This window comes from Pseudomonas salomonii (genome assembly GCF_900107155.1).
GTDB classification, from domain to species: domain Bacteria; phylum Pseudomonadota; class Gammaproteobacteria; order Pseudomonadales; family Pseudomonadaceae; genus Aquipseudomonas; species Aquipseudomonas salomonii.
Window position 1 is genome coordinate 344,303 of the sequence record NZ_FNOX01000001.1, and the last position, 24,299, is coordinate 368,601.

Consider the following 24,299-nt stretch of genomic DNA (forward strand, 5'->3'; position numbering starts at 1 on the left):
TCGAGATTCTTATGGATAAATTGATTATTACCGGTGGTGCCCGCCTTGATGGCGAGATCCGCATTTCCGGTGCAAAAAACTCCGCCTTGCCGATCCTGGCAGCGACCCTGCTGTGCGATGGCCCGGTAACCGTGGCCAACCTGCCGCACCTGCACGACATCACCACCATGATCGAGCTGTTTGGTCGCATGGGTATTGAGCCGGTGATCGACGAGAAGCTGTCTGTCGAAATCGACCCGCGCACCATCAAGACCCTGATCGCTCCGTACGAACTGGTGAAAACCATGCGTGCCTCGATCCTGGTGCTGGGCCCGATGGTTGCCCGTTTCGGCGAAGCTGAAGTCGCACTGCCTGGCGGTTGCGCGATTGGCTCGCGCCCTGTCGACCTGCACATCCGTGGCCTTGAAGCCATGGGCGCGGTCATCGACGTAGAAGGTGGCTATATCAAGGCCAAGGCGCCGGAAGGCGGTTTGCGCGGTGCCAACTTCTTCTTCGATACCGTCAGCGTCACCGGTACCGAGAACATCATGATGGCCGCCGCTCTGGCGAACGGTCGCAGCGTGCTGCAAAACGCTGCGCGCGAGCCGGAAGTGGTCGACCTGGCCAACTTCCTGATCGCCATGGGTGCCAACATCACCGGCGCCGGCACTGACACCATCACTATCGACGGTGTGAAGCGTCTGCACTCGGCCACCTACAAAGTGATGCCGGACCGTATCGAGACCGGCACCTACCTGGTTGCCGCCGCCGTTACCGGTGGCCGCGTCAAGGTCAAGGACACCGATCCGACCATCCTGGAAGCCGTGCTGGAAAAACTCAAGGAAGCCGGTGCTGAAATCACTACCGGTGAGGACTGGATCGAGCTGAACATGCACGGCAAGCGGCCAAAAGCCGTGAACGTGCGTACGGCTCCGTACCCGGCGTTCCCGACCGACATGCAGGCGCAGTTCATTTCCTTGAACGCGATTGCCGAAGGCACAGGCGCTGTGATCGAGACCATCTTCGAAAACCGCTTCATGCACGTGTATGAACTGCACCGCATGGGCGCCAAGATCCAGGTCGAAGGCAACACCGCCATCGTTACCGGTATCGACAAGCTCAAGGGCGCGCCAGTCATGGCAACCGACCTGCGTGCCTCGGCCAGCCTGGTGATTTCGGCGCTGTGCGCCGACGGCGACACCCTGATCGACCGCATCTACCACATCGACCGTGGTTACGAGTGCATCGAAGAAAAACTGCAGATGCTCGGCGCTAAAATCCGCCGCGTACCGGGCTAGTTCCTGAAGCAGCAAACACCGTCACTGGGCTGTGTTTGCTGTTAGCTGAATTTGTTTCAAATCGAGGCTGTAATGGCCTCGATCTGTGTCTGGCGCCGTTTGCGACCGGACAGCAATAGCCTGATGAAGGACTGACGTTTCCCATGTTGACCATCGCACTGTCCAAGGGCCGCATCCTTGACGACACTTTGCCGCTTCTGGCTGAAGCGGGCATCGTGCCGACCGAGAATCCGGACAAGAGCCGCAAGCTGATCATCCCCACGACCCAGGACGATGTGCGCCTGTTGATCGTGCGGGCTACCGACGTGCCGACCTACGTTGAACATGGTGCCGCCGACCTCGGCGTTGCCGGTAAAGACGTGCTGATGGAATACGGTGGCCAGGGCCTGTACGAACCGTTGGACCTGCGTATTGCCCTGTGCAAGCTGATGACCGCCGGCCGTGTCGGTGATGTTGAGCCTAAAGGTCGCCTGCGCGTGGCCACCAAGTTCGTCAACGTCGCCAAACGCTACTACGCCGAGCAAGGCCGTCAGGTCGACATCATCAAGCTCTACGGCTCGATGGAGCTGGCGCCGCTGATCGGCCTGGCCGACAAGATCATCGACGTGGTCGACACCGGCAACACCCTGCGTGCCAACGGCCTCGAACCCCAGGATTTCATTGCTGACATAAGCTCCCGCCTGATCGTCAACAAAGCTTCCATGAAAATGCAGCACGCCCGTATCCAGGCGTTGATCGACACCCTGCGCAAGGCAGTGGAGTCTCGACACCGCGGTTGACTCACCCGCGCGGCCTTAGGCTGCGCCCGTCTATCCGCCTCATAGCCAGAATTCTCAGGTGCCCAAGCGGAAATGACTGCTAGTTTAGGGCGCCTGAGTTTTTGCCAATTCTATTGAGGCCCTCGCTATGACCACGTCCACTGCAATTGCCCGACTCAACGCTGCCGACCCGGATTTCGCCCATCATCTGGATCATCTGCTGAGCTGGGAAAGCGTGTCTGACGACTCGGTCAACCAGCGAGTGCTCGACATTATCAAGGCTGTGCGTGAGCGCGGTGATGCGGCGCTGGTGGATTTCACCCGTCAGTTCGACGGCCTGGACGTGAAGTCCATGGCTGACCTGATCCTGCCCCGTGAACGCCTGGAGCTGGCGCTGACACGCATCACAGCACCCCAGCGCCAAGCCCTGGAAGTGGCGGCGGCGCGGGTGCGCAGCTACCACGAAAAACAGAAACAGGATTCCTGGAGCTACACCGAAGCCGACGGCACCGTACTGGGCCAAAAGGTCACGCCGCTGGACCGCGCCGGTCTGTACGTGCCCGGCGGCAAGGCCTCGTACCCGTCATCGGTGCTGATGAACGCGATCCCGGCCAAAGTGGCGGGCGTAACCGAAGTGGTCATGGTGGTGCCGACCCCGCGTGGTGAAATCAACGAGCTGGTGCTGGCCGCTGCCTGCATCGCCGGCGTCGACCGTGTGTTCACCATTGGGGGGGCGCAAGCCGTTGCAGCCCTGGCCTACGGTACCGAAAGCGTGCCGAAGGTCGACAAGGTGGTTGGCCCAGGCAACATCTATGTCGCCACCGCCAAGCGCCACGTGTTTGGCCAGGTCGGTATCGACATGATCGCCGGCCCTTCGGAAATCCTCGTGGTGTGCGACGGCCAGACCGACCCGGACTGGATCGCCATGGACCTGTTTTCCCAGGCCGAGCACGACGAAGACGCCCAGGCGATTCTGGTCAGTCCGGACGCCGAGTTCCTCGACAAGGTCGCCGCCAGCATCAACACGCTGCTGCCGACCATGGACCGCGCCGAGATCATCGAGAAGTCGATCAATGGCCGTGGTGCGCTGATTCTGGTGCGTGACATGGAACAGGCCATCGAAGTGGCCAACCGCATTGCGCCGGAGCACTTGGAATTATCTGTAGCCGACCCGCAGGCCTGGCTGCCGTCGATCCGCCACGCGGGTGCGATCTTCATGGGCCGCCACACCAGCGAAGCCCTGGGCGACTACTGCGCCGGCCCCAACCACGTGCTGCCGACGTCCGGCACCGCGCGGTTCTCATCGCCGCTGGGGGTGTATGACTTCCAGAAGCGTTCGTCGATTATCTTCTGCTCGCCACAAGGCGCCTCCGAACTGGGCAAGACTGCCTCGGTGCTGGCCCGTGGTGAATCGCTGAGCGCCCACGCGCGTAGCGCCGAATATCGCATCCTTGAAGAGGGGAAATGAGGCATGAGCAAATTCTGGAGCCCCTTCGTCAAGGACCTCGTGCCTTACTTACCCGGCGAACAACCGAAGCTGACCAAACTGGTCAAGCTCAACACCAATGAAAACCCCTACGGCCCATCGCCCAAGGCGCTGGCGGCGATGCAGGCCGAGTTGAACGACAACCTGCGTTTGTACCCCGACCCCAACAGCGACCTGCTCAAGCAGGCCGTGGCCAGGTACTACGGCGTTGACGCCGGCAAAGTGTTCCTCGGCAACGGCTCCGACGAAGTGCTGGCGCACATCTTCCACGGCCTGTTCCAGCACGACTTGCCGCTGCTGTTCCCGGACATCAGCTACAGCTTTTACCCGGTGTACTGCGGCCTTTACGGCATCAAGTCCGCCCCGGTGCCGCTGGATGAGCAATTCCAGATCCGCGTGGCCGACTACGCCAAGCCCAACGGCGGGATCATCTTCCCCAACCCGAACGCGCCGACTGGCTGCGTACTGGCGCTGGACGCGGTGGAGCAGATCCTCAAGGCCAGTCCGGATTCGGTGGTGGTGGTGGATGAAGCCTATATCGACTTCGGCGGCGAAACCGCCATCAGCCTGGTGGATCGCTACCCGAACCTTCTGGTGACCCAGACCCTGTCCAAATCGCGCTCACTGGCCGGTTTGCGTGTAGGCCTGGCCGTGGGCCACCCGGACCTGATCGAAGCGCTGGAGCGGGTCAAGAACAGCTTCAACTCCTACCCGCTGGATCGCCTGGCGATTGTCGGGGCGGCGGCGGCGTTTGAGGACCGTGAATATTTCGAGAAGACCTGCAAGCAGGTGATCGACAGCCGCAACACGGTGGTCGCGCAATTGGAGGGCAAGGGTTTTGAAGTGTTGCCTTCAGCGGCCAACTTCATCTTTGCTCGTCACCCACGGCACGACGCCGCGGGTTTGGCCGCAAAGCTGCGTGAGCAAGGGGTGATTGTGCGGCACTTCAAGCAGGAGCGGATTGCCCAGTTCCTGCGGATCAGCATCGGTACGCCAGAGCAGAACCAGGCGCTGATCGATGGCCTCGGTGAGCTCTAAGCCACACTGAAGATAAAAAAATGTGGGAGCTGGCAAGCCAGCTCCCACACTTATTTTGCGTTGAGCCAGTTAGATCAACGGCTCATCCGGCTTCTTGTTCTTCCAGCCATCATTGCCCGGCAGCAGCAGGTTCAAACCAATCGCTACCACCGCACACAGGGCGATGCCCTTGAGGCCGAAGTCATCCGGGCCAGTGCCGGTGCCGACCAGCACACCGCCAATCCCGAACACCAACGTCACCGAGACGATCACCAGGTTGCGCGCTTCGCCCAGGTCGATCTTGTGGCGAATCAGCGTGTTCATGCCCACCGCCGCAATCGAGCCGAACAGCAGGCACAGAATCCCGCCCATCACCGGTACCGGGATGCTTTGCAGCAACGCGCCGAACTTGCCGATAAACGCCAGGCTGATAGCAAACACGGCCGCCCAGGTCATGATTTTCGGGTTGTAGTTCTTGGTCAGCATCACTGCGCCAGTCACTTCGGCGTAGGTGGTGTTTGGCGGGCCGCCGAACAGGCCGGCAGCGGTGGTGGCAATCCCGTCACCCAGCAAGGTGCGGTGCAGGCCGGGCTTTTTCAGGTAATCGCGACCGGTCACACTGCCCACCGCAATCACACCGCCGATATGTTCGATCGCCGGGGCCAGGGCCACCGGGACGATAAACAGAATCGCCTGCCAGTTGAACTCCGGCGCGGTGAAGTGGGGCAGGGCGAACCACGGCGCGGCGGCGATCTTCGCCGTGTCGACCACACCAAAGTAGAACGACATGGCAAAGCCGACCAGCACGCCGGAGATAATCGGCACCAGGCGGAAAATGCCTTTGCCGAATACCGCGACGATCAGGGTGGTCAGCAGTGCCGGCATCGAAATCAGCATCGCCGTCTGGTAATGGATCAGCTCGCTGCCATCACCGGCTTTGCCCATCGCCATGTTGGCGGCAATCGGCGCCATGGCCAGGCCGATCGAGATGATCACCGGGCCTATCACCACCGGCGGCAGCAGGCGGTCGATGAAGCCCGTGCCTTTGACCTTAACAGCCAGGCCCAGGAAGGTGTAAACGAAACCGGCCGCCATCACGCCGCCCATGGTCGCCGCGAGGCCGAACTGGCCCTTGGCGAGAATGATCGGGGTGATAAACGCAAAGCTCGATGCCAGGAATACCGGCACCTGCCGCCCTGTCACCACCTGGAACAGCAACGTGCCCAGGCCTGCGGTGAACAGTGCGACGTTTGGATCAAGACCTGTGATCAGTGGCATCAACACCAGCGCGCCAAATGCTACAAACAGCATTTGTGCGCCAGACAGGATCTGGCGCCAAAGCGGGTCGTTGAATTCATCCTGCATGCTCACGCGTCCTTCTGCTTGGTGCCGAAGATCTTGTCACCGGCATCGCCCAGGCCTGGGATGATGTAGCCGTGTTCGTTCAAGCGCTCGTCGATGGAGGCGGTGTAGATCTGCACGTCCGGGTGAGCCTTTTCGACGGCGGCGATGCCTTCGGGCGCAGCCACCAGCACCATGGCGCGGATGTCCTTGCAACCGGCCTTTTTCAGCAGGTCGATGGTGGCAACCATGGAACTGCCGGTGGCGAGCATCGGGTCGATGATCATTGCCAGGCGTTCGTTGATTTCCGGGACGAGTTTTTCCAGGTAGGTGTGCGCCTGCAAGGTTTCTTCATTGCGGGCCACGCCCACGGCGCTGACTTTGGCGCCCGGGATCAGGCTGAGCACGCCTTCGAGCATGCCGATACCGGCGCGCAGGATAGGCACTACGGTGATTTTCTTACCGGCGATTTTCTCCACTTGTACGGGACCGGCCCAACCGGGGATCTCGTAGGTTTCAAGCGGCAAATCCTTGGTCGCTTCATAAGTCAGCAGCGCTCCGACTTCCTGAGCAAGCTCACGGAAATTCTTCGTGCTAATGTCGGCACGGCGCATAAGGCCGAGTTTGTGTCGGATCAGCGGGTGGCGGATCTCGCGAGTGGGCATGGGAAAGGCTCCGGCGGCGGGCAAAAAAACCGGCCTAGATTAATCTATCCGAGGGTGTTGTCCTATAGACATCTAGTACGTTAGTCCATTAAGGCTTGATCGTTGCGCCTCACATGCGTACCTTTGCCCGCTTTTCTTGCCACAGCACCCCCTTGGAGAGCGCCATGTCCGCTGATCTCGAGCATATCCGTCAAATCATGCGCGAGGCTGACTGCCTGTACACCGAAGCGCAAGTCGAAGAAGCGATCGCCAAGGTCGGCGCACACATCAGCCGCGAAATGGCCGACACCAACCCGGTGGTCTTCTGCGTGATGAACGGCGGCCTGATTTTCGCCGGCAAATTGCTGACTCATCTGCAATTCCCGCTGGAAGCCTCGTACCTGCATGCCACCCGTTATCGCAACGAGACCAGCGGCGGCGACCTGTTCTGGAAAGCCAAGCCGGAAGTGTCGTTCATCGACCGCGACGTGCTGATCATCGACGACATCCTCGATGAAGGTCACACCCTGGGCGCGATCATCGACTTCTGCAAACACGCCGGTGCGCGCAAAGTGCACACCGCCGTATTGATCGACAAAGACCACGACCGCAAAGCCCGCCCGGACCTCAAAGCCGATTACTTCGGTCTGCCGTGCATCGACCGTTACATTTTCGGCTACGGTATGGACTACAAAGGCTACTGGCGTAACGCCAATGGCATCTACGCGGTTAAAGGGATGTAAACCATGGCGCGCTTTCTTGATCAGACGTTGTTCGCGCAATTGGCCGAGAAAGCGGCTGCCAGCCCTCGCGGCCGGCACCATCACAACTTGCATCAGATGGAAGAACCCTGCCATCGCCTGGCCGTCGGACTGCAGCCCGACACCTATGTGCCGCCGCATCGGCACCTGAGTGCCGACAAGGCGGAAACCTTGCTGGTGCTCAAGGGCAGCCTCGGCATACTGGTGTTCAGCGACACCGGCCAGGTGATTGCCAAGCGCATTTTGCAGGCTGGCGGTGAGTGCGCAGGCGTCGATTTGCCGCCAGGCGTGTTTCATGGCCTGGTGGTGCTGGAACCCGATAGCGTGATGTTTGAATGCAAGGCCGGGCCGTATCGACCGATAGGCGTGGGCGAGTCACCCGACTGGGCGCCCCGCGAAGGCGAAGCCGGTGTGGCCGAGTACCAACGCTGGATGCTCGCCCAGTTCGATTGAGCTACAGTGCTCGGCTATCTTTCTACGGAGCGGCCCATGAGCCTGTTGACACGCACCTGCGCCGCCCTGGCGTTGACTCTCAGTTTGCCACTGGCTGCCGCGCCCGCGCCGATGCACAGCCAGTTCCTGCCGCCGGATGACCTCACCCTGCGCGCGCAAACGCCCGACCAGCAGCAACTGCTGCAAGTTACCGAATATGCGGTGGTGGTGGGTAACCAGCGGCAATCAACGCAACAGCCGATTCCGGTGACTTCGCCGTTGATGATCCGCCTCAAGGGCAAATCCTTGAACAAAGGCGCGACCATCGCCCAGGTGGTGCTCAATTTCGACGCCGAAAGCAAAAGCCTGAAAAAGCCGCTGTTTGATGACGCCAGCAAGACCCTGACCCTTTCTTACCCGATGGCGCAATATCGAGTGATTGTCGACCTGCTGCGCAATGACACGGTGTATGTACAGTTTCTCAGTTATGCCAATGGGCATATCTGGGCGGACCTGCACACAGGCGCCGTTCGCGCTAAATCGTGAGGCCGCAGGTAATCCAATGTGGGAGCGGGCTTGCTCGCGAATGCGGTGGGTCAATCAACTCAACTTAAACTGATACACCGCTTTCGCGAGCAAGCCCGCTCCCACAGTGGTTTTCGTTGCTTCCGAAGCGTGTGTGCCGCAGGTAAACTGCTAATCCCGTGTAATGTCTGCAGGCTGGAGTCGGTAATGCGTAAAGATAAGAAACAGGTGATTGGTGACGAGATCGGCGACGACCAGATCAAGTTGTTCCTGGATTTTGAGCCAGTTGACGCGACTTCACCGTCCCTGCACAAGCTGATCAAGGCCTACCGTGGCCTGCGTATCGATGACTTCGAGCGCTTCCTGGGCTTTTTCAAAGAGGCTGGCCTGGACCTGGACGGCAAGGACGAGCATGGCCAGACCTTCGTCGAGCTGATCAAGGACCAGCGCAACGCACCCGAGTACATCGAGCTGATCGAAAACGCTCGCGGCTGATTATTCGGGCCACAAAAAAACGCCCCGAAGGGCGTTTGATCGTTCCCACGCTCCGCGTGGGAATGCCTCCACTGACGCTCCGCGTCAAGACCTCAAGCGAAGCTTTCAGCCTCGTTGCTTTGCTCAACCAGCTCCAGGCTGATGTTGTTCTGCGCATTGATCTTGCGATACAGCTCAGCATCCGTCTCCAGCACTTTTTCCCGCGCCGGGAAGATCTCGTGCAGCTTGGCCGCCCACTCTCCGGCAGCCTTGGCCGGGAAGCAGCGCTCGATCAGTTCCAGCATGATCGAAACCGTCACCGAAGCACCTGGGGACGCGCCCAGCAGGGCGGCCAGCGAGCCGTCTTTGGCCGCGACCAGCTCGGTGCCGAATTGCAGCACGCCGCCTTTTTTCGGGTCTTTCTTGATGATCTGCACCCGTTGGCCGGCCACTTCCAGGCGCCAGTCTTCGGCTTTGGCTTCAGGGTAGAAGCGGCGCAGGGATTCCAGACGCTGCTCCATGGACTGCATCACTTCGCTGACCAGGTACTTGGTCAGGTCCATGTTGTCGCGAGCGACCGCCAGCATCGGGCCGATGTTGCCGGCGCGAACCGACAGCGGCAGGTCGAGGAACGAGCCGTGCTTGAGGAACTTGGTGGTAAAGCCGGCGTATGGCCCGAACAGCAGGGATTTCTGGCCGTCGACCACGCGGGTGTCCAGGTGCGGCACTGACATCGGCGGCGAGCCCACGGCGGCCTGGCTGTAAACCTTGGCCTGGTGGTGCTTGACCACTTCCGGGTTGTCGCAACGCAGCCACTGGCCACTGACCGGGAAGCCACCGAAGCCTTTGCTCTCTTCGATGCCCGAAGCTTGCAGCAGCGGCAGGGCCGCGCCGCCGGCGCCGAGGAAGACGAACTTGGCGTCGACTTCGCGGCTGTTGCCGCTGTTGACGTCCTTGATGCTCACGGTCCAGCCCGCGCCATTGCGCTTGAGGCCGGTGACGCGCTTGCTGTACTTGACCTGGGCATCGGGTGCGCTGGTCAGGTGCGACAGCAGTTGGTTGGTCAGGGCGCCGAAATTGACGTCGGTGCCGTTCATCACGCGGGTGGCAGCGATTTTTTCATCGAGCGGGCGGCCCGGCATCATCAGCGGCATCCACTCGGCCATCTCATTGCGGTCTTCGGTGTAATGCATGTCCGAGAACGCATGGTGCTGGCTGAGGGTTTCAAAGCGCTTCTTGAGGAAGGACACGCCTTTGTCGCCTTGCACGAAGCTCAGGTGCGGCACCGGGCTGATAAAGGACTTGGACGAGCCAAAGGTGCCCTTTTTGGTCAGGTACGCCCAGAACTGCTTCGATACCTCGAACTGGGTGTTGATGTGCACGGCTTTCTTGATGTCGATGGAACCATCGGCGGCCTGCGGCGTGTAGTTCAGCTCACACAGCCCGGCGTGGCCGGTGCCGGCGTTGTTCCACGGGTTGGAACTCTCCGCGGCACCCGAATCCATCAGCTCAACGACTTCCAGCTTGAGGCCGGGGTCGAGCTCTTTGAGCAATACGGCCAGGGTGGCACTCATGATGCCGGCCCCTACCAGTACTACGTCGACTGCTTCGTTATGCGCCATTTAACGCGTCTCCAAAATCTGCAGCACCAAATTGACGGCATGGCTGCCAGGAGTGACGGGGCGGTTCACGTGTTGCCCCAGGTTACCCATGGCCAGGATCGCCATGTCCGTTTCGCAATTCTTTGCAACTTCAGCACACGCTTCCTGCCGGCTAATCTGCCTATGAACGCATTCATGGGCGCCTGTGGCAATTCGACTTATGGTCAAAGCGTGCGATTCGTGCAACCAATCCGTAGCGGACAGGCTCAAGCTCCGGTGTTTGAGGAGTACTCGGTCCTGTGTGGTTGGGCTGTTCCAGACGCTGATGGTGCTTGTACAAACGCCAAACTATTCATTTGCTCGCCACACTCTTGTGAAGTTGTGAAAACCCGTTTTTTCACGCTCTTTTGAAGACGTGAACCTCAAAAAAGGGCTGCCCCAGCCTGGCACCTGGCCCGTAAACCCTGCCGACACGCAGCAAGACGGGCAAACAACTCAAGTGGCCGAGCGCAATGGCAGCTCTGGCAGATTCGGCAAAGAGGGGTGGTTTGCAAAGAAATCAGCAAGCGCGCCAGCTTCACTCGATCTGTGTGGGCGGCTCTCTGTGGGCGATTGGGGGGTTAATACCGAGGCATTAACGGTGCTGCGGGGCCCGATCAGGAGACGTCCTTATAATCGGGGGGAGATTGTAGCGAAGAACGTCGGGGAAATGGGCGTGTTTTGTGACTTTTATTAGGGCTGTTCAGGAAGCCAGTGCGTGCCGCGAATGCCTGTGAGCAACCTGCGGGCTGATTCGGGCACTCATCGGCAATGGACGGTGCATCCAGCCCAGGTGAGTCTCCGAGACTTCCACCCAGCCCTCGCCCACAGGTGGCAGGCTGCACTGCTTGAACGCCACGCAATGGCCGTTGGCATCGAGCCGTGCGTAATGGCGATGGCGGGGGTGTGACATGAACAATGATTTAAGAAGGCGCATGGCTTTGTACCTGTTACGTTACATGCTCGAAGGTTGCCAGTGTGCCATGACAGTGGAGTGACGAAATTATGCGAAATTGTAATTTCAGCCCGCCTTCAGCTGACGTTCAGGATGGCTGGTGGGTGGCCCACATGCGCCGTTATACTGGCGGCCTGTTTGCACCCAGTCCTGGAGAAATGAGTATGTTGCAACGCCTGTTGTTCGGTTTGATCACTGTGACCAGTTTGACCCTGGTTGGCTGCGCCAACAGCCCGCAACAACTCAGCCCGCAACCTAAAGTCACGGCGCAACTGGCGCCTGTCGGCCATGGCCAGCCGGTGTCGGTGCGCGTGGTAGATGGTCGTCCTTCGCCCACCCTGGGTTCCCGTGGTGGCCTGTACCCTGAGACTGCGCTGATTTCGGTCCAGGGTCAGGATGTGCTGCCCAAGCTGCAAGCCCAGGCTGAAGCCGCCGTGCGCCTGCTGGGCTTTACCCCGGCCAACTCGCCGGGCGCGCCGCAGTTGACCATCACCCTGGCTGAGCTCAAGTACCAGTCGCCCAAAGAAGGCCTGTATGTGACGGAAGCCTCCATCGGCGCGACCTTCAAGTCCGACGTCAGCGCCGGTACACGCCGCTACAGTGGCCGCTACGGCGCGTCCCTGAACCAGCGCTTCGGTATGTCGCCGAACCAGGAAACCAACACCAAGCTGGTCAGCGACGTGTTGAGCGACGCCCTGACGCGCTTGTTCAAAGACCCGAGCATCGGTTCGCTTCTCAACGCGCAGTAAGCGTCAGGCGGGCGCGCAACGCCCCGATCACCGGGCTCAGCAATGAGCCCGGTTTTTTATGCCTGTAGCCTTCATGCAGCCGTTTCGACATAAAAGTCCAGCACACTCACGCCTGTGAGCAGGTCCAGCTCCGGCAGGTCGGCATGCTGGTGCCCGCCGAGGGCGCAATACACCAGCCAGTGGCGGTCCTGGACGTTGAATGCGAGGCCGCCGACCAGCGCTTCCTGCTCATCGTTCTGGGCCATCAGGTACAGCCGATCCTGGTTTTGTGCGTGCAGCATGACAAGCTCCCAAGCGTTCGAAGGGCAACAGAGTGGCTTGTTAAGGTGACGTTCAGGTGACGCTGTAAATTACTGGATACATTAGCCGTACATGGGGGACGGAACGTTTCAGCGGCAGGAGGCCAATATCATTCAGGTTTGTATCTGAATTGGTACCAGGACACTCGTCTACCGAGGTTTGCGATGGCGCTGCCCGCACTGTTGATCAATGCTGTGGCTTTATTGGTGGCCTGCTCGGGTGCAGCGCTGCTGTTCATTACCCGCCTGCGCGAGCAGCGAGCGCAGGCCGACCTGACCGCCCAAAGCGAAGACCGCGCGATCGACCAACCGATGTTGTTTCTGGATGTGCGTACCGAACGGTCGCATCGCCTGGCTTACCGCGTCGGGTTTGGCTGCCTCGCCCTGGCGCTGGCCGTGTCCTGGCTCAGCACCCACCTCTAAAACCACTGCAAAACCAAAATGTGGGAGCGGGCTTGCTCGCGAATGCAGGGTGTCAGTCGATACATCTTTGACTGAACCACCGCTTTCGCGAGCAAGCCCGCTCCCACATTTTTTGCTTCGGTGATTAGAGAGCAATCCCGGCCTTGACCCGGTATTGATTCCTTACCGGGGTCGCATACTGCGTCACCAAGTACGGCCGGTGTTCCGCCGGGCACTCATTCAAACGCCGCTCCCACTCCGCCTTGGCCTTGGCCAACTCATCGGCCGGGAACACGTCGGCTGCCGCCGGCACCTGCAATTGCGGGTCGGCGTCGCTCCACTGCGCGTACGCCAGGTAATGCACCGGGAACAGGCGATAACCGCCGAGAATCTGCCGGTCCATTTCCACGGCCAGCAGCTTGGTGTCTTCAAAACGCTCGGTAATCGGCGGGGCAAAGTTCACGTGCACGCGGCCCTTGTAGCCGGTAATACCCAGCGCAATGCTCACATCGTCTTCGCCTGGCGCCTTGCTGTAGGTGCCGGTGGTGGCGCGGATGTACAGTTCGCGGGCCTTGGCGCTGTCGCACGGGTCGTATTCATAGCTGATCGACACCGGCGTCAGGTTCAGCGACTGGATCACCTCGGCAAACGGCTCGTCCTTGCGGCTGACATGGAACATCTTGAGGATTGCCGACTCGGTGCGATCATCGCCATCCTTGGCGCGGCCTTCGGCCTGGGCGATCCAGATCGACTGGCAATCGTTGCGGATCGAATGGTTGATATAGGCCGACAGCAGGTTATACGCCGCCATCTTCTCCTTTCGCCCAGTGATCGAGCGGTGCACGATGAAGCTCTTGTTCAGGCGCATCAGGTCGCTGACAAACGGCTTTTGCAGCAGGTTGTCGCCGATGGCGATACGTGGCGTCGGCAGGCCGGCGTGGTATACGGCATAGTTGACGAAGGCCGGGTCCATCACGATATCGCGATGGTTGGCCAGAAACAGATAGGCGGTGCCGGACTTGAGCTGCTCGACGCCAGTGTAGGTCACGCCGTCCGTCGCGCGATCAATGGTGTGATCGACGTAATACTCGACTTTGTCCTGCAGCGTGGCCACGGTGGTGACGCCGGCAAATTCACGGCGCAGCTTGCGGGCGATCATCGGCTTGAGCAGCCAGCCCAGGGCGCCGGCAAAGCGCGGGAAGCGAAAGTGAGTCAGGATGTCCAGAAAGGCCTTGTCACTGAACAGACGCGCCAGCACGGCCGGGACTTCGCTGTCGTTGTAAGGTCGGATGGTATCGAATTCGCCCATCATGCTCTCTTGTTAGAAACGGCTAGGGTAAGTAAAGGAAATATCAGGGTGCGGCCGCAATATTGGCTCTGCCGTGAATAGCCCTGTAAATAGACCGGCGATTATACGCACAAGTCACCTGGGAGACCGCGATGCTGGAAACCGAGTCGTACGATTGTCCTTATTGTGGTGAACCGGCTGAAGCGGTTCTGGACCTTTCCGGCGGTGATCAAGAATATATAGAGGACTGTCCGGTCTGTTGCCGGCCGATTATTTTCGACCTGCAAGTGCACGGCGATGAATGGATGCTGAACGTGCGCAGCGAAAACGAGTAACAGGTACACCCCATGCAGCGGATCTATGAACCGGAAAACCTGATGGAAGGCGAGCTGCTGCAACAGATGCTTGCCAGCGAAGGCATCGAGGCGCACCTGGTGGGGCGCCATTTGCTCGGTGGTACCGGCGAATTGCCGATCTTCGGCCTGTTGGGCCTGGAAGTGCACAACGACCAGGCTGCCTACGCCCGTGAATTGATTACGGCCTACAACGGCGCCCAACCCATGCCCGGCGATGAACCCGACAGCTTCCCCGACGTGTTGGTCTGTTAGGCTGTCGGTCGGTTTACCCCAAGAGTCGTGTTGCCCCATGTGTGGACGTTATGCCCTGTTTCGCTGGAACCCTTCCTTTGCTGCCTTGCCGGGCTTCCCGGCCGACCAGCAGGCCCAGTGGAACATCTCCCCGAATGATTCGGTGCTGATCCAGCGCCTGAGCGAAGGCCAGCGCACCCTGGCCCGTGCGCGTTGGGGCCTCACGCCACCGTGGCTCACCGACCTGTCGCGCACGCCAGCCCACGCGCGCGCCGAAACCCTGGCCGAACAACCGATGTTTCGCGAAGCCTTGCGCCAGCGCCGCTGCCTGTTGCCGGCCAACGGTTTCTACGAATGGCGCGGCACCCAGCGTAAACGCCCGTATTGGCTGACGCCGGGCGAAGGCTCGACGCTGTTTTTTGCGGCGATCTGGGAGGCTTATCCGGTGCAGGAGCAGGTGTGGCTGAGTACAGCGGTGGTGACCCAGGCCGCGCAGAGCCAGCGGCGGCCGTTGATTCTGGATGCGGCGGGGCAAGAGGCGTGGCTCAATCCTGAGACGCCGCTGCACGTGTTGCAGGGGTTGTTGGCCAGCGAGCCTGCCGCGTTGCGCGAGCGGGTGTTGGCCAATATGGTCAATGATCCGAAGTTGAATGGGCCGGAGTGCCTGACGCCAGGTTGAGGTTGAATGTGCTGGCCTCTTCGCGAGCAAGCCCGCTCCCACATTTGACGGTGTTCACAAATCAAAATGTGGGAGCGGGCTTGCTCGCGAAGGCGGGCTCAAAACCACCGCAGATCACTAAACCTTGAACTGATTGATCAACCGCCGCTGCTGCTCCGCCAGCTTGGTCAGATCCGCACTCGCTGCACTGGACTCATCCGCACCACCCGCCACCTCATTGGCCACCTGGCCAATATTGATCACATTGCGATTGATGTCCTCGGCCACCGCGCTCTGTTCCTCGGCCGCACTGGCGATCTGCGTGTTCATGTCGTTGATCACCGACACCGCCTGGGTAATGGTCTCCAGCGCTTGGGCCGCCTTCGCCGCGTGCTGCACGCTTTCGTCGGTACGGTTCTGGCTGTCTTCCATCACCCGCACCACATCCCGCGTGCCTTGTTGCAGCTGCTGGATCATGGTCTGGATTTCTTCGGTGGCCTTCTGGGTTTTCTGTGCCAGGTTGCGCACCTCATCGGCGACCACCGCAAAACCACGGCCTTGTTCGCCGGCACGGGCCGCCTCAATGGCGGCGTTGAGCGCCAGCAGGTTGGTCTGCTCGGCAATTCCGCGAATCGCCGTGAGGATCGCGTTGATGTTTTCGCTGTCCTTGGCCAGGGTTTGCACCACGCCCACGGCTTTGCCGATTTCTTCAGCCAGCGCGCCGATGGACGTGGACGTCTCGCGCACAATGCGCATGCCCTGGCTCGCGGCCTGGTCGGCGTGGCTGGCAGCTTGCGCGGCCTGGGTGGCGTTACGTGCCACGTCTTGCGCAGTGGCGGTCATTTCGTGCACAGCGGTGGCCACCTGGTCGATCTCGACCATCTGTTTATGCACGCCCTGGTTGGTGCGAATCGCGATGTCGGCGGTGTGTTCCGAAGAGTCGCTGACCTTCTGCACCGAACTCACTACCTGAGTGATCATGCCCTGCAACTTGATCAGGAAGGTATTGAAGCCGTTGGCAATCGCGCCCAGCTCATCGGCGCGATCACTGGTGAGGCGGCGGGTGAGGTCGCCTTCGCCTTGGGCGATATCGTTAAGCATCGCCACCATCTGCTTGAGCGGGCGGGCGATGCCATGGCCCACCAGCCAGATCACCAGCAAACCGATACCGGCGATCAACAGGCCAACCATAGCCATGCCGAAGGTGTCGGTCTTGCGCTGGGCTTGCAGGTCGCTTTGCAGCTTCTGCGAGTCGGCCATCACAGCGCTCAGCGGCAGTTGCAGCATCAAGGTCCAGCGCGCTTCGGTCTGGCCGATGTTGAAGGGCAGGAACAGTTCGATATGCCCGTGTTCCTTGTCGATGTCGTAGCGCACTTCGCCGACTTTCAACTGGGCCAGGTTGGCCAGCTCGTTGCTGTCGAGCAGGTCGCTGGCTTTTTCGCCAAGCTTGCCGGCGTCCTTGGTGTAGGCCACCAGGCGACCGTTGCTGGAGATCAGCGCGAGTTCGCCGGCGCCGTTATAGAGGTTCTGGTCGGCGCGGGTGAGCATGTCCTGGATAAAGTTCACCGACAGGTCGGCGCCGACGATGCCCTGGAACGTGCCGTCGACCATGATCGGTTCGATAAACGAGGCGAGCATCACCATCGCATTCCCGACCTTGTAAGGCGCCGGGTCGATGGCGCAGGGTTTCTTGCTCTCTTTGGAGCACAGGTAGTACTCACTGGCGCGCACGCCGGTGGACAGGATTTTCTGGTCGTTGACGTCGGCGAGCTTATCCAGGCCCAGGCTGCCATCGGCGTTGCGGTACCACCACGGCAGGAAACGGCCGTCGGCGGCCATGCCGACAATTGGGGTGTTTACATAGGCGGCGTCGTTATGGTCGATGGCATTGGGTTCCCAGCCGATGTAGGCGCCGAGGATTTTCGGGTTGCGCGCCACGGTTTCATGCAGCAGGTTGATCAATTGCTCACGGCCGACCTGCAGCGCGGGTTCGCCCTTGGCGTCTTTCATCGCGAGCAGGGCGTTGGCGGTGGCCAGGCCTTTGGCGGTCACCAGCGGCGCTTCCAGTTCGCGCTGGACCAGCGTGGCCTGGGTTTGCACAAGGGCGGTGAGACGCTGCTCGATGATCTGCTCGAACTGTGCCTGGGTGCGCTCCTGCACCAACTCCTGGGTGCGGGCACCGGCAAACACTGCATAGAGCACCAGCACCGCGACCACGCTCAGCACGATGGCTCCGGTCAGTGCGGCGACAGAAAACTGAATCGACTTGAATTTCATGGAGGCTCCAGGCGCAGGGGCAGGTGGGCTGCCTTTTATGTATCGGCCATGGGCTCTGGAGGCTTAAGGCTTGGCCGGTAAAATAGTGCGAGATGTCGCAAACGAGCTGTTCGCCGCCGCTGTGGGGGTGTGGGATGTATCTGAAAGTTAGTGGTTAAACGTCGCGTGTATCTGGCGTTGATACAAATGACCGCCTAGGATACGCACCAGGTTTCAGGGAGAGCGTCATGAAAAAGTCATTGGCAGTAAGCGTACTCAGCGCAGCGATGCTGCTGGCAGGTTGCCAGTCGGTTAACACCACCAGCGGCGGTGCCGTTGGCGTGGAGCGCAAGCAGTACATGTTCAGCATGCTGTCGAGCCAGGAAGTCGACCAGATGTATGCCCAGTCCTACCAGCAGACGCTGGGCGAGGCGAGCGGCAAGGGCATGCTCGACAAGACCAGTGCCAACGCCAAGCGCGTGCAGGCCATCGCCAACCGTCTGATCGCCCAGGCGCCGACTTTCCGCCCGGATGCGGCGCAGTGGAAGTGGGAAGTGAACCTGATCAAAAGCGATGAGATGAACGCCAACTGCGGGCCTGGCGGCAAGATCTTCGTGTACAGCGGGTTGATCGACAAGCTCAAGCTCACCGACGACGAGCTGGCCGCCGTGATGGGTCATGAAATCGCCCACGCCTTGCGTGAACACGGGCGTGAGGCCATGTCCAAGGCGTATGGCATCGAGATGGCCAAGCAGGGCGCCGGTGCGTTGTTCGGCCTGGGCCAGGACAGCCTGGCCTTGGCCGATACCGTGGCCAACTACGGTATGACCTTGCCTAACAGTCGCGCCAATGAAAACGAAGCCGACCTGATCGGCCTCGAGCTATCGGCCCGCGCCGGCTACAACCCGAATGCCGCGATCACCTTGTGGAACAAGATGGCCAAGGCGTCGGAAGGCGCGCCGCCGGAGTTCATGAGCACTCACCCGGCTTCCGACAGCCGAATCGCCTCGTTGCAGGCGGCGATTCCGAAGGTGATGCCGCTTTACCAGCAGGCCAAAAAATCCTGATATTCTAGGACTTGTGAAGATCCACATGTGGGAGCGGGCTTGCTCGCGAAGGCGTCAGTTCAGTCAAATATTTACCGACTGACACACCGCTTTCGCGAGCAAGCCCGCTCCCACATTGGTTGGGGTTTACAGCTTTAGATCCAGCCGCTGCTTTGCATGGCCTTGTACACCGCCACCACCGCCAGGACGAAAAACGCCGTAGCCGCCAGTCGACGAATCAAGGTCAGCGGCAGTTTTTCCGCCGCAAAATTACCCGCCAATACCACCGGTACGTTGGCAATCAGCATGCCCAGCGTGGTGCCGATAATCACCAGCCACAACTCCGGGTACTGCGCCGCCAGCATCACCGTGGCGATCTGGGTCTTGTCACCGATTTCGGCGAGGAAGAACGCAATCAGCGTGGTCAGGAACGGCCCGAATTTGCGCGTGGTACTGGCTTCGTCATCGTCGAGTTTGTCCGGCACCAAAGTCCACAGCGCGGTGGCACAGAAGCTCGCTGCGAGGATCCAGTGCAACACCGCGTCCGAGAAGAAACTGCCGAACCAGGCCCCTACGGCACCGGCGGCCGCATGGTTGGCCAGAGTCGCGGCGACAATGCCGGCGATGATCGGCCAGGGTTTGCGAAAGCGTGCGGCAAGGATGAGCGCGAGCAGCTGCGTCTTGTCGCCGATTTCGGCCAAGGCAACGATTGCGGTAGGAACGAGTAATGAATCCAGCATCAGGTAGGTTTCCAGGGGCGGGTCGACACGGCTATGACACGTACAGCCTTCCCGCCCCGGGTAAGGTGTGCGTGTCATAGGTCTTGTCAAACCCCGGTCCGTCTGTGCGGACTCCTGGGTCGCATACGCCATGGTCTGCTGACCAAGTATGTTGACGTATGCCGGACGAGCGTAAGGCTCGTGGGAGACTACTCCCCTAGGACGGAGCGGATTCTGCCAAGGCAAAACCCATTCGGCAAGCGTTCTTTTTCAAATCGCCATCAGCCGCGTTTGGCACGATAAATGCGAAAACCATTGCCTTCGGCCTTCACCGCACACACGCCCAGATGCTCTTCGATCAGCGGTTGGTACTTGAGGAAGCTGTTGGCGACTAAGCGAAGTTCGCCACCTTTTGCCAAGTGTTTCGCCGCTTTTCGCAGCAAGTTCTCCGTGGCGAAATAATCCGTGTGCACACCGACATGGAACGGCGGGTTGCTCAAAATCGCGTTCAAACCCATCGGCGCGGCGTCGATGCCATCACCGGTCAACACCTCGGCTTCCAGACCATTGGCTGCCAGGGTCAGGCGACTGCTGGCGGCGGCGAAGGCGTCCACGTCGAGCATCGTCACGCTGTTATGCGGGTAGCGGCGTTTGACCGCCGCCCCAAGCACGCCGGCGCCGCAACCAAAGTCCAGCAGATGCCCGCTCGGCAGCTTATCCAGATGCGCCAGCAGCAGCTCGGTGCCGCGATCCAGGCGGCCATGGCTGAACACGCCGGGCAGGCTCACCACCTTCAGCGGCCCTTCGGCCAGCGGCACCTCGAAGACTTGCGCCAGGCTTTCCAGCGCGACCGCCTGCGGAGCGTTGGCCACGGTGACTTGCCACAGTTGGCAGTGCCGCGCGTTGTCGAGCTTGCGCGGCTTGCCGAACGGGATCATCTGCTTGGCGGCGCTTTCGATGCCGCCCTTTTTTTCCCCGACCAGAAACAGCTCGGCGCCGGGCAAGCGTGCGGCCACGGCGTTGAGCAGGTAGTCGGTGAGGTCTTTGGATTTTGGAAGGAAAATCACCGCCGCATCAAACCCGCATTCGGGCACGTTCACGCCGAACTGGCTGCGCTCGGGAAAGCGCGCATCCAGTGCCGCCTGGTCGCCGGCATGCCAGCTCCAGCCGTGGGCATTGGGCAGGCGGCCGAGCAAGTCGTCGGCAGGCAAACCTACCAGTAGCAGGTTGCCTTGAAAAAGTTCGGCCTGACGAAGCAGTACTTCACTGCGCGGATCCATAGTCTGCTCCTTGAAAAGGGGCGCAGTTTATCAACTGACGACGCGCAGCGGGGCACCGCTGAAAAAGCCTCGGGCGTTTTCAGCCAGTTGGCCGACGATACGCTGGCGCGCTTCGCGACTGCCCCAGGCATTGTGGGGGGTAACGATCAAGCGAGGAATGTCGCCGGCCAGCAGCGGGTTGCCATTCACGGGCGGTTCGACGCTCAGTACGTCGGTGGCCGCGCCGCCCAAATGGCCGCTGCGCAAGGCATCTGCCAGCGCCTGTTCGTTGATCAAACCACCGCGCGCGGTGTTGACGATAAACGCGCCCGGCTTGAGCAGCGCCAGTTCGCGGGCGCCGATAAAGTCGCGCGTGTGTTCATTGAGCGGGCAGTGCAAGGTCAGTGCGTCGACCTGTGCGAGCAGTTCATCCAGCGGCACGCGGTCGGCGCGGGCAGGGCGCCCGGGAATGGCGCCGAGCACCACGCGCATGCCGAAGGCTTCGGCCAGGCGTGCCACCGCGCCGCCCAGTTCACCATGGCCGAGCAGGCCGAGGGTTTTGCCTTCCAGCTCGACAATCGGGTAGTCCAGCAGGCAGAACTGCCTGGCCTGTTGCCATTTGCCTGCCGCCACATCCAGTTGATAGTCCTTCAAGCGCGTCGCCAGGTTGAGCAGCAGCATGATCGTGTGCTGCGCCACCGACGGCGTACCGTAGCCGTGGCAATTGCTCACGGTAATGCCGTGGGCGCGGGCGGCGTCGAGGTCGACATTGTTGGTGCCGGTGGCCGACACCAGGATCAGCTTGAGCTCAGGGCAGGCCGCCAGGGTTTGCGCGTTGAGGAGGATCTTGTTACTGATCACCACCTGGGCGCCTTGCACGCGTTCAAGCACATTCTGCGGCGTGGTGTCGGTGAACAACTGCAAGTCACTGAAGCGGTTGCGCAGTTCGCTGAGGTCGAGGTCGCCCAGGTCCAGGGACGGGTGATCAAGGAAGACGGCGCGGCGATTGTTCATTCTCAACTGTACCTTTTGCGACGAGGTTCGAAGGCGTAATCTGCCGAGCCTATCAGATGAAATAATCAGTTACTTAATGGAGTGAGCATGTACGTCGCCGAGTTTTTGACCGTAGCCTTGATTCACTTGTTGGCGGTGGCCAGCCCCGGCCCGGATTTCGCCGTGGTGGTGCGTGAAAGTGTGACCCATGGCCGTCGCGCCGGCACCTGGACCGCGCTGGGCGTGGGCTCGGCGATTTTCCTGCACGTGGGGTACTCGCTGCTGGGCATCGGCTTGATCGTGTCGCAGTCCATTGTGCTGTTCAACGCGCTGAAGTGGGCCGCCGCTGCGTACCTGCTGTACATCGGTTTCAAGGCCCTGCGCGCGCAGCCGGCCAAGCCGCCCGCCGAAGGCGAGTTGCACCCTGAAGTCGGCGAGCGCACCCCACGCGGGGCGTTTACCGCAGGGTTTGTGACCAATGGCTTGAACCCCAAGGCCACACTGTTTTTCCTGTCGTTGTTCACGGTGGTGATCAACCCGCACACGCCGCTGGCGATCCAGGCCGGTTACGGTGTGTACCTGGCGGTGGCGACGGCGTTGTGGTTTTGTCTGGTGGCCATGTTGTTCAGCCAGCAGCGCGTACGCGCTGGGTTTGCGCGGATGGGGCATTGGTTTGATCGGACCATGGGCGCGGTGCTGATTGCCATTGGCGTGAAGTTGGCGTTTACCAGCATGAAATAACGCTGTACCTGAGTGGGCACGGACAAAATGTGGGAGCGGGCTTGCTCGCGAAGGCGGTGTATCAGTGGCTGAAAAGTTGGCTGACCCAGCGCTTTCGCGAGCAAGCCCGCTCCCACATTTCGATCTATGTAAATCCTGGATGCTGGCGCAAAGCTAGCATTCATTGGCCGCTGCAAATCATTCCTTTGGCTGATTTGGCTGAAACATTAGCGCTCTACAGTGCAGGTCTTAGCCAAGACCGTGCAGTCAGATAAGGGATTCGTATGTTGCAGACCCGTGTTATCCCGCCCGCCGAAGGCGCTTACCAATACCCGCTGTTGATCAAACGCCTGCTGATGTCCGGGGCGCGTTACGAGAAAACCCGGGAAATCATCTATCGCGACAAGCTGCGCTATACCTACCCAACCCTGATCGAGCGGGTCGCACGGCTGGCCAATGTGCTGACTGAAGCCGGGGTCAAGGCCGGTGACACGGTTGCCGTGATGGACTGGGACAGCCACCGTTACCTGGAGTGCATGTTCGCCATCCCGATGATCGGCGCGGTGATCCACACCATCAACGTGCGTCTGTCGCCGGAACAGATTCTCTACACCATGAACCACGCCGAAGACCGCTTTGTGCTGGTCAACAGCGAGTTCGTGGGGCTCTACCAGGCGATTGCCGGGCAACTGACCACGGTCGACAAAACCCTGCTGCTCACCGACGGTGAGGCCAGGACTGCCGAGCTGCCGAATCTGGTCGGTGAGTACGAAACCCTGCTGGCGGCCGCCGGCCCCAAGTACGACTTCCAGGACTTCGACGAAAATTCCGTCGCCACCACCTTCTACACCACCGGCACCACCGGCAACCCCAAAGGCGTGTATTTCACCCACCGCCAGTTGGTGCTGCACACCATCGGTGTGGCGACCATCATGGGCAGCGTCGACAGCGTGCGCCTGCTGGGCACCAACGACGTGTACATGCCGATCACGCCGATGTTCCACGTGCACGCCTGGGGCCTGCCGTATGTGGCAACCATGCTTGGCTTGAAACAGGTCTACCCCGGCCGCTACGACCCGGAATACCTGGTGGAGCTGTGGCGCAAGGAGAAGGTCACCTTCTCCCACTGCGTGCCGACCATCCTGCAAATGGTGCTCAATGCCAAGGCCGCCCAGAATGTGGATTTTGGTGGCTGGAAAATCGTCATCGGCGGCAGCGCGCTCAACCGCACGTTGTATGAAGCGTCCAAGGCGCGGGGCATTCAACTGACGGCCGCGTATGGCATGTCCGAGACCGGGCCGCTGGTGTCCTGCGCTCACCTCAACGAAGAGTTGATGGCGGGCACCGAGGACGAGCGCACCACCTACCGCATCAAGGCCGGCGTGCCCGGGCCGTTGGTGGAAGCGGCAATTATCGACGGCAACGGCAACTTCTTGCCCGCCGACGGCGAGTCACAGGGCGAGCTGGTGCTGCGTGCACCGTGGCTCAGCGAAGGGTATTTCAACGAGCCGCAAAAGGGCGCCGAGCTGTGGGAAGGCGGCTGGATGCACACCGGCGACGTGGCCACGCTGGACGCGTTTGGGGTGATCGATATTCGCGATCGCATCAAGGACGTGATCAAGACCGGCGGCGAGTGGATCTCGTCATTGGCCCTCGAAGATTTGGTCAGCCGTCACCCGGCGGTACGCGAAGTAGCGGTGGTGGGCATCGCCGACCCACAGTGGGGCGAGCGCCCGTTTGCGTTGCTGGTGGTGCGTGATGGCCATGTGATAGGTGCCCGCGAGCTCAAAGAGCATCTCAAGCCGTTTGTCGAACTGGGCCACTTGAGCAAGTGGGCGATTCCAAGCCAGATCGCCGTTGTTACCGAAATTCCCAAGACCAGTGTCGGCAAACTCGACAAAAAACGTATCCGCGTTGACATCATCGAATGGCAGGCCAACAACAGCACGTTCCTGTCCACGCTCTGACCCCCTTCGCCGCGCCCGTTCGGGCGCGGCAATGCTCTAACTCGTG

26 protein-coding genes, 1 pseudogene and 1 riboswitch are annotated in these 24,299 nt (G+C 60.7%); of the genes and pseudogenes, 16 read left to right on the forward strand and 11 right to left on the reverse strand.

What is annotated here, in order from left to right:
- Window positions 1–11: 11 nt before the first annotated feature.
- The 4 genes from murA to hisC all read left to right on the forward strand — a co-directional run bounded on the left by murA (window position 12) and on the right by hisC (window position 4,559).
- Complete coding sequence (murA, locus tag BLV67_RS01735) at window positions 12–1,277, forward strand: UDP-N-acetylglucosamine 1-carboxyvinyltransferase (RefSeq protein ID WP_017138227.1); 1,266 nt, start codon at window positions 12–14, stop codon at window positions 1,275–1,277.
- A gap of 143 nt (window positions 1,278–1,420) precedes the next feature.
- Window positions 1,421–2,056: an ATP phosphoribosyltransferase gene (hisG, locus tag BLV67_RS01740; protein ID WP_003188599.1), complete on the forward strand. Its 636-nt coding sequence runs from the start codon at window positions 1,421–1,423 to the stop codon at window positions 2,054–2,056.
- Between the two features lie 127 nt (window positions 2,057–2,183).
- The gene (gene hisD / locus BLV67_RS01745) at window positions 2,184–3,503 is read left to right on the forward strand and encodes a histidinol dehydrogenase (RefSeq protein WP_056859015.1); all 1,320 of its coding nucleotides are present in this window, start codon (window positions 2,184–2,186) and stop codon (window positions 3,501–3,503) included.
- 3 nt (window positions 3,504–3,506) lie between these two features.
- Window positions 3,507–4,559: a histidinol-phosphate transaminase gene (hisC, locus tag BLV67_RS01750; protein ID WP_069786078.1), complete on the forward strand. Its 1,053-nt coding sequence runs from the start codon at window positions 3,507–3,509 to the stop codon at window positions 4,557–4,559.
- 69 nt (window positions 4,560–4,628) lie between these two features.
- Here the strand turns inward: hisC and BLV67_RS01755 are convergent, their stop codons facing one another.
- Together BLV67_RS01755 and upp are read right to left on the reverse strand one after the other, a co-directional pair.
- A complete protein-coding gene (locus BLV67_RS01755) occupies window positions 4,629–5,903 on the reverse strand; it encodes a uracil-xanthine permease family protein (RefSeq protein WP_017138224.1) in 1,275 nt (424 codons plus the stop codon).
- A 2-nt stretch (window positions 5,904–5,905) separates the two neighbouring features.
- Window positions 5,906–6,544: a uracil phosphoribosyltransferase gene (gene upp / locus BLV67_RS01760; protein WP_017138223.1), complete on the reverse strand. Its 639-nt coding sequence runs from the start codon at window positions 6,542–6,544 to the stop codon at window positions 5,906–5,908.
- 164 nt (window positions 6,545–6,708) lie between these two features.
- On the opposite strand from upp, the gene BLV67_RS01765 reads away from it, so the two are divergent.
- From BLV67_RS01765 to BLV67_RS01780, 4 genes are all read left to right on the forward strand, one after another.
- A complete protein-coding gene (locus BLV67_RS01765) occupies window positions 6,709–7,266 on the forward strand; it encodes a hypoxanthine-guanine phosphoribosyltransferase (protein ID WP_069786079.1) in 558 nt (185 codons plus the stop codon).
- A 3-nt stretch (window positions 7,267–7,269) separates the two neighbouring features.
- Window positions 7,270–7,737 carry a WbuC family cupin fold metalloprotein gene (locus BLV67_RS01770; protein WP_069786080.1) on the forward strand — a complete coding sequence of 156 codons (468 nt, stop codon included), beginning with the start codon at window positions 7,270–7,272 and terminating at the stop codon, window positions 7,735–7,737.
- Between the two features lie 36 nt (window positions 7,738–7,773).
- Complete coding sequence (locus BLV67_RS01775; protein WP_069786081.1) at window positions 7,774–8,262, forward strand: hypothetical protein; 489 nt, start codon at window positions 7,774–7,776, stop codon at window positions 8,260–8,262.
- Between the two features lie 186 nt (window positions 8,263–8,448).
- Window positions 8,449–8,736, forward strand: a complete 288-nt coding sequence (locus BLV67_RS01780; RefSeq protein ID WP_065930292.1) for a PA4642 family protein — start codon at window positions 8,449–8,451, stop codon at window positions 8,734–8,736.
- Window positions 8,737–8,828: 92 nt separating this feature from the next.
- Here the strand turns inward: BLV67_RS01780 and mqo are convergent, their stop codons facing one another.
- Together mqo and BLV67_RS01790 are read right to left on the reverse strand one after the other, a co-directional pair.
- Window positions 8,829–10,337, reverse strand: a complete 1,509-nt coding sequence (gene mqo / locus BLV67_RS01785; RefSeq protein ID WP_069786082.1) for a malate dehydrogenase (quinone) — start codon at window positions 10,335–10,337, stop codon at window positions 8,829–8,831.
- A 721-nt stretch (window positions 10,338–11,058) separates the two neighbouring features.
- Window positions 11,059–11,292, reverse strand: a complete 234-nt coding sequence (locus BLV67_RS01790) for a hypothetical protein (RefSeq protein WP_074854393.1) — start codon at window positions 11,290–11,292, stop codon at window positions 11,059–11,061.
- Between the two features lie 182 nt (window positions 11,293–11,474).
- On the opposite strand from BLV67_RS01790, the gene BLV67_RS01795 reads away from it, so the two are divergent.
- A complete protein-coding gene (locus BLV67_RS01795) occupies window positions 11,475–12,059 on the forward strand; it encodes a YajG family lipoprotein (protein ID WP_017138217.1) in 585 nt (194 codons plus the stop codon).
- 71 nt (window positions 12,060–12,130) lie between these two features.
- Here BLV67_RS01795 and BLV67_RS01800 read toward each other — a convergent pair whose 3' ends face one another.
- Window positions 12,131–12,340 (reverse strand): hypothetical protein, encoded by a 210-nt coding sequence (locus BLV67_RS01800; RefSeq protein ID WP_056859008.1) that lies wholly within the window; start codon window positions 12,338–12,340, stop codon window positions 12,131–12,133.
- A gap of 183 nt (window positions 12,341–12,523) precedes the next feature.
- Here BLV67_RS01800 and BLV67_RS01805 point away from each other — a divergent pair, with 183 nt between their 5' ends.
- Window positions 12,524–12,781, forward strand: coding sequence for a hypothetical protein (locus BLV67_RS01805; protein ID WP_069786084.1), 258 nt, complete (start codon window positions 12,524–12,526; stop codon window positions 12,779–12,781).
- A gap of 124 nt (window positions 12,782–12,905) precedes the next feature.
- Here BLV67_RS01805 and BLV67_RS01810 read toward each other — a convergent pair whose 3' ends face one another.
- Window positions 12,906–14,069 (reverse strand): 1-acyl-sn-glycerol-3-phosphate acyltransferase, encoded by a 1,164-nt coding sequence (locus BLV67_RS01810; RefSeq protein ID WP_176727909.1) that lies wholly within the window; start codon window positions 14,067–14,069, stop codon window positions 12,906–12,908.
- Between the two features lie 131 nt (window positions 14,070–14,200).
- Between BLV67_RS01810 and BLV67_RS01815 the strand changes: the two genes are divergently transcribed.
- The 3 genes from BLV67_RS01815 to BLV67_RS01825 are packed head-to-tail and all read left to right on the forward strand — an operon-like array spanning window position 14,201 to window position 15,314.
- Entirely contained in the window at window positions 14,201–14,383 is a 183-nt protein-coding gene (locus BLV67_RS01815; protein WP_065930297.1) for a CPXCG motif-containing cysteine-rich protein, read from the forward strand.
- 12 nt (window positions 14,384–14,395) lie between these two features.
- Window positions 14,396–14,656 carry a putative signal transducing protein gene (locus BLV67_RS01820; protein WP_065930298.1) on the forward strand — a complete coding sequence of 87 codons (261 nt, stop codon included), beginning with the start codon at window positions 14,396–14,398 and terminating at the stop codon, window positions 14,654–14,656.
- A gap of 37 nt (window positions 14,657–14,693) precedes the next feature.
- Complete coding sequence (locus BLV67_RS01825) at window positions 14,694–15,314, forward strand: SOS response-associated peptidase (protein ID WP_056859005.1); 621 nt, start codon at window positions 14,694–14,696, stop codon at window positions 15,312–15,314.
- A gap of 117 nt (window positions 15,315–15,431) precedes the next feature.
- On the opposite strand, the gene BLV67_RS33595 is transcribed toward BLV67_RS01825, so the two are convergent.
- Together BLV67_RS33595 and BLV67_RS33600 are read right to left on the reverse strand one after the other, a co-directional pair.
- A complete protein-coding gene (locus BLV67_RS33595; protein WP_370694352.1) occupies window positions 15,432–16,274 on the reverse strand; it encodes a methyl-accepting chemotaxis protein in 843 nt (280 codons plus the stop codon).
- A 15-nt stretch (window positions 16,275–16,289) separates the two neighbouring features.
- Window positions 16,290–17,570, reverse strand: a pseudogene (locus tag BLV67_RS33600) (methyl-accepting chemotaxis protein); the annotation flags it as partial.
- A 227-nt stretch (window positions 17,571–17,797) separates the two neighbouring features.
- Between BLV67_RS33600 and BLV67_RS01835 the strand changes: the two are divergent.
- Window positions 17,798–18,616, forward strand: coding sequence for a M48 family metallopeptidase (locus tag BLV67_RS01835; RefSeq protein ID WP_065930301.1), 819 nt, complete (start codon window positions 17,798–17,800; stop codon window positions 18,614–18,616).
- 134 nt (window positions 18,617–18,750) lie between these two features.
- Here BLV67_RS01835 and BLV67_RS01840 read toward each other — a convergent pair whose 3' ends face one another.
- The 3 genes from BLV67_RS01840 to BLV67_RS01850 form a co-directional block, all read right to left on the reverse strand.
- A complete protein-coding gene (locus BLV67_RS01840; protein WP_016974259.1) occupies window positions 18,751–19,335 on the reverse strand; it encodes a TMEM165/GDT1 family protein in 585 nt (194 codons plus the stop codon).
- Between the two features lie 88 nt (window positions 19,336–19,423).
- Window positions 19,424–19,545, reverse strand: a riboswitch (yybP-ykoY riboswitch).
- A gap of 50 nt (window positions 19,546–19,595) precedes the next feature.
- The gene (locus tag BLV67_RS01845) at window positions 19,596–20,594 is read right to left on the reverse strand and encodes a class I SAM-dependent methyltransferase (RefSeq protein WP_069786086.1); all 999 of its coding nucleotides are present in this window, start codon (window positions 20,592–20,594) and stop codon (window positions 19,596–19,598) included.
- A gap of 30 nt (window positions 20,595–20,624) precedes the next feature.
- The gene (locus BLV67_RS01850; RefSeq protein WP_065930303.1) at window positions 20,625–21,587 is read right to left on the reverse strand and encodes a 2-hydroxyacid dehydrogenase; all 963 of its coding nucleotides are present in this window, start codon (window positions 21,585–21,587) and stop codon (window positions 20,625–20,627) included.
- An 87-nt stretch (window positions 21,588–21,674) separates the two neighbouring features.
- Here BLV67_RS01850 and BLV67_RS01855 point away from each other — a divergent pair, with 87 nt between their 5' ends.
- Both BLV67_RS01855 and BLV67_RS01860 read left to right on the forward strand, forming a co-directional pair.
- Window positions 21,675–22,307, forward strand: a complete 633-nt coding sequence (locus tag BLV67_RS01855) for a LysE family translocator (RefSeq protein WP_065930304.1) — start codon at window positions 21,675–21,677, stop codon at window positions 22,305–22,307.
- A 263-nt stretch (window positions 22,308–22,570) separates the two neighbouring features.
- Window positions 22,571–24,253, forward strand: a complete 1,683-nt coding sequence (locus BLV67_RS01860; protein WP_065930305.1) for a fatty acid--CoA ligase — start codon at window positions 22,571–22,573, stop codon at window positions 24,251–24,253.
- Window positions 24,254–24,299 lie beyond the last annotated feature (46 nt).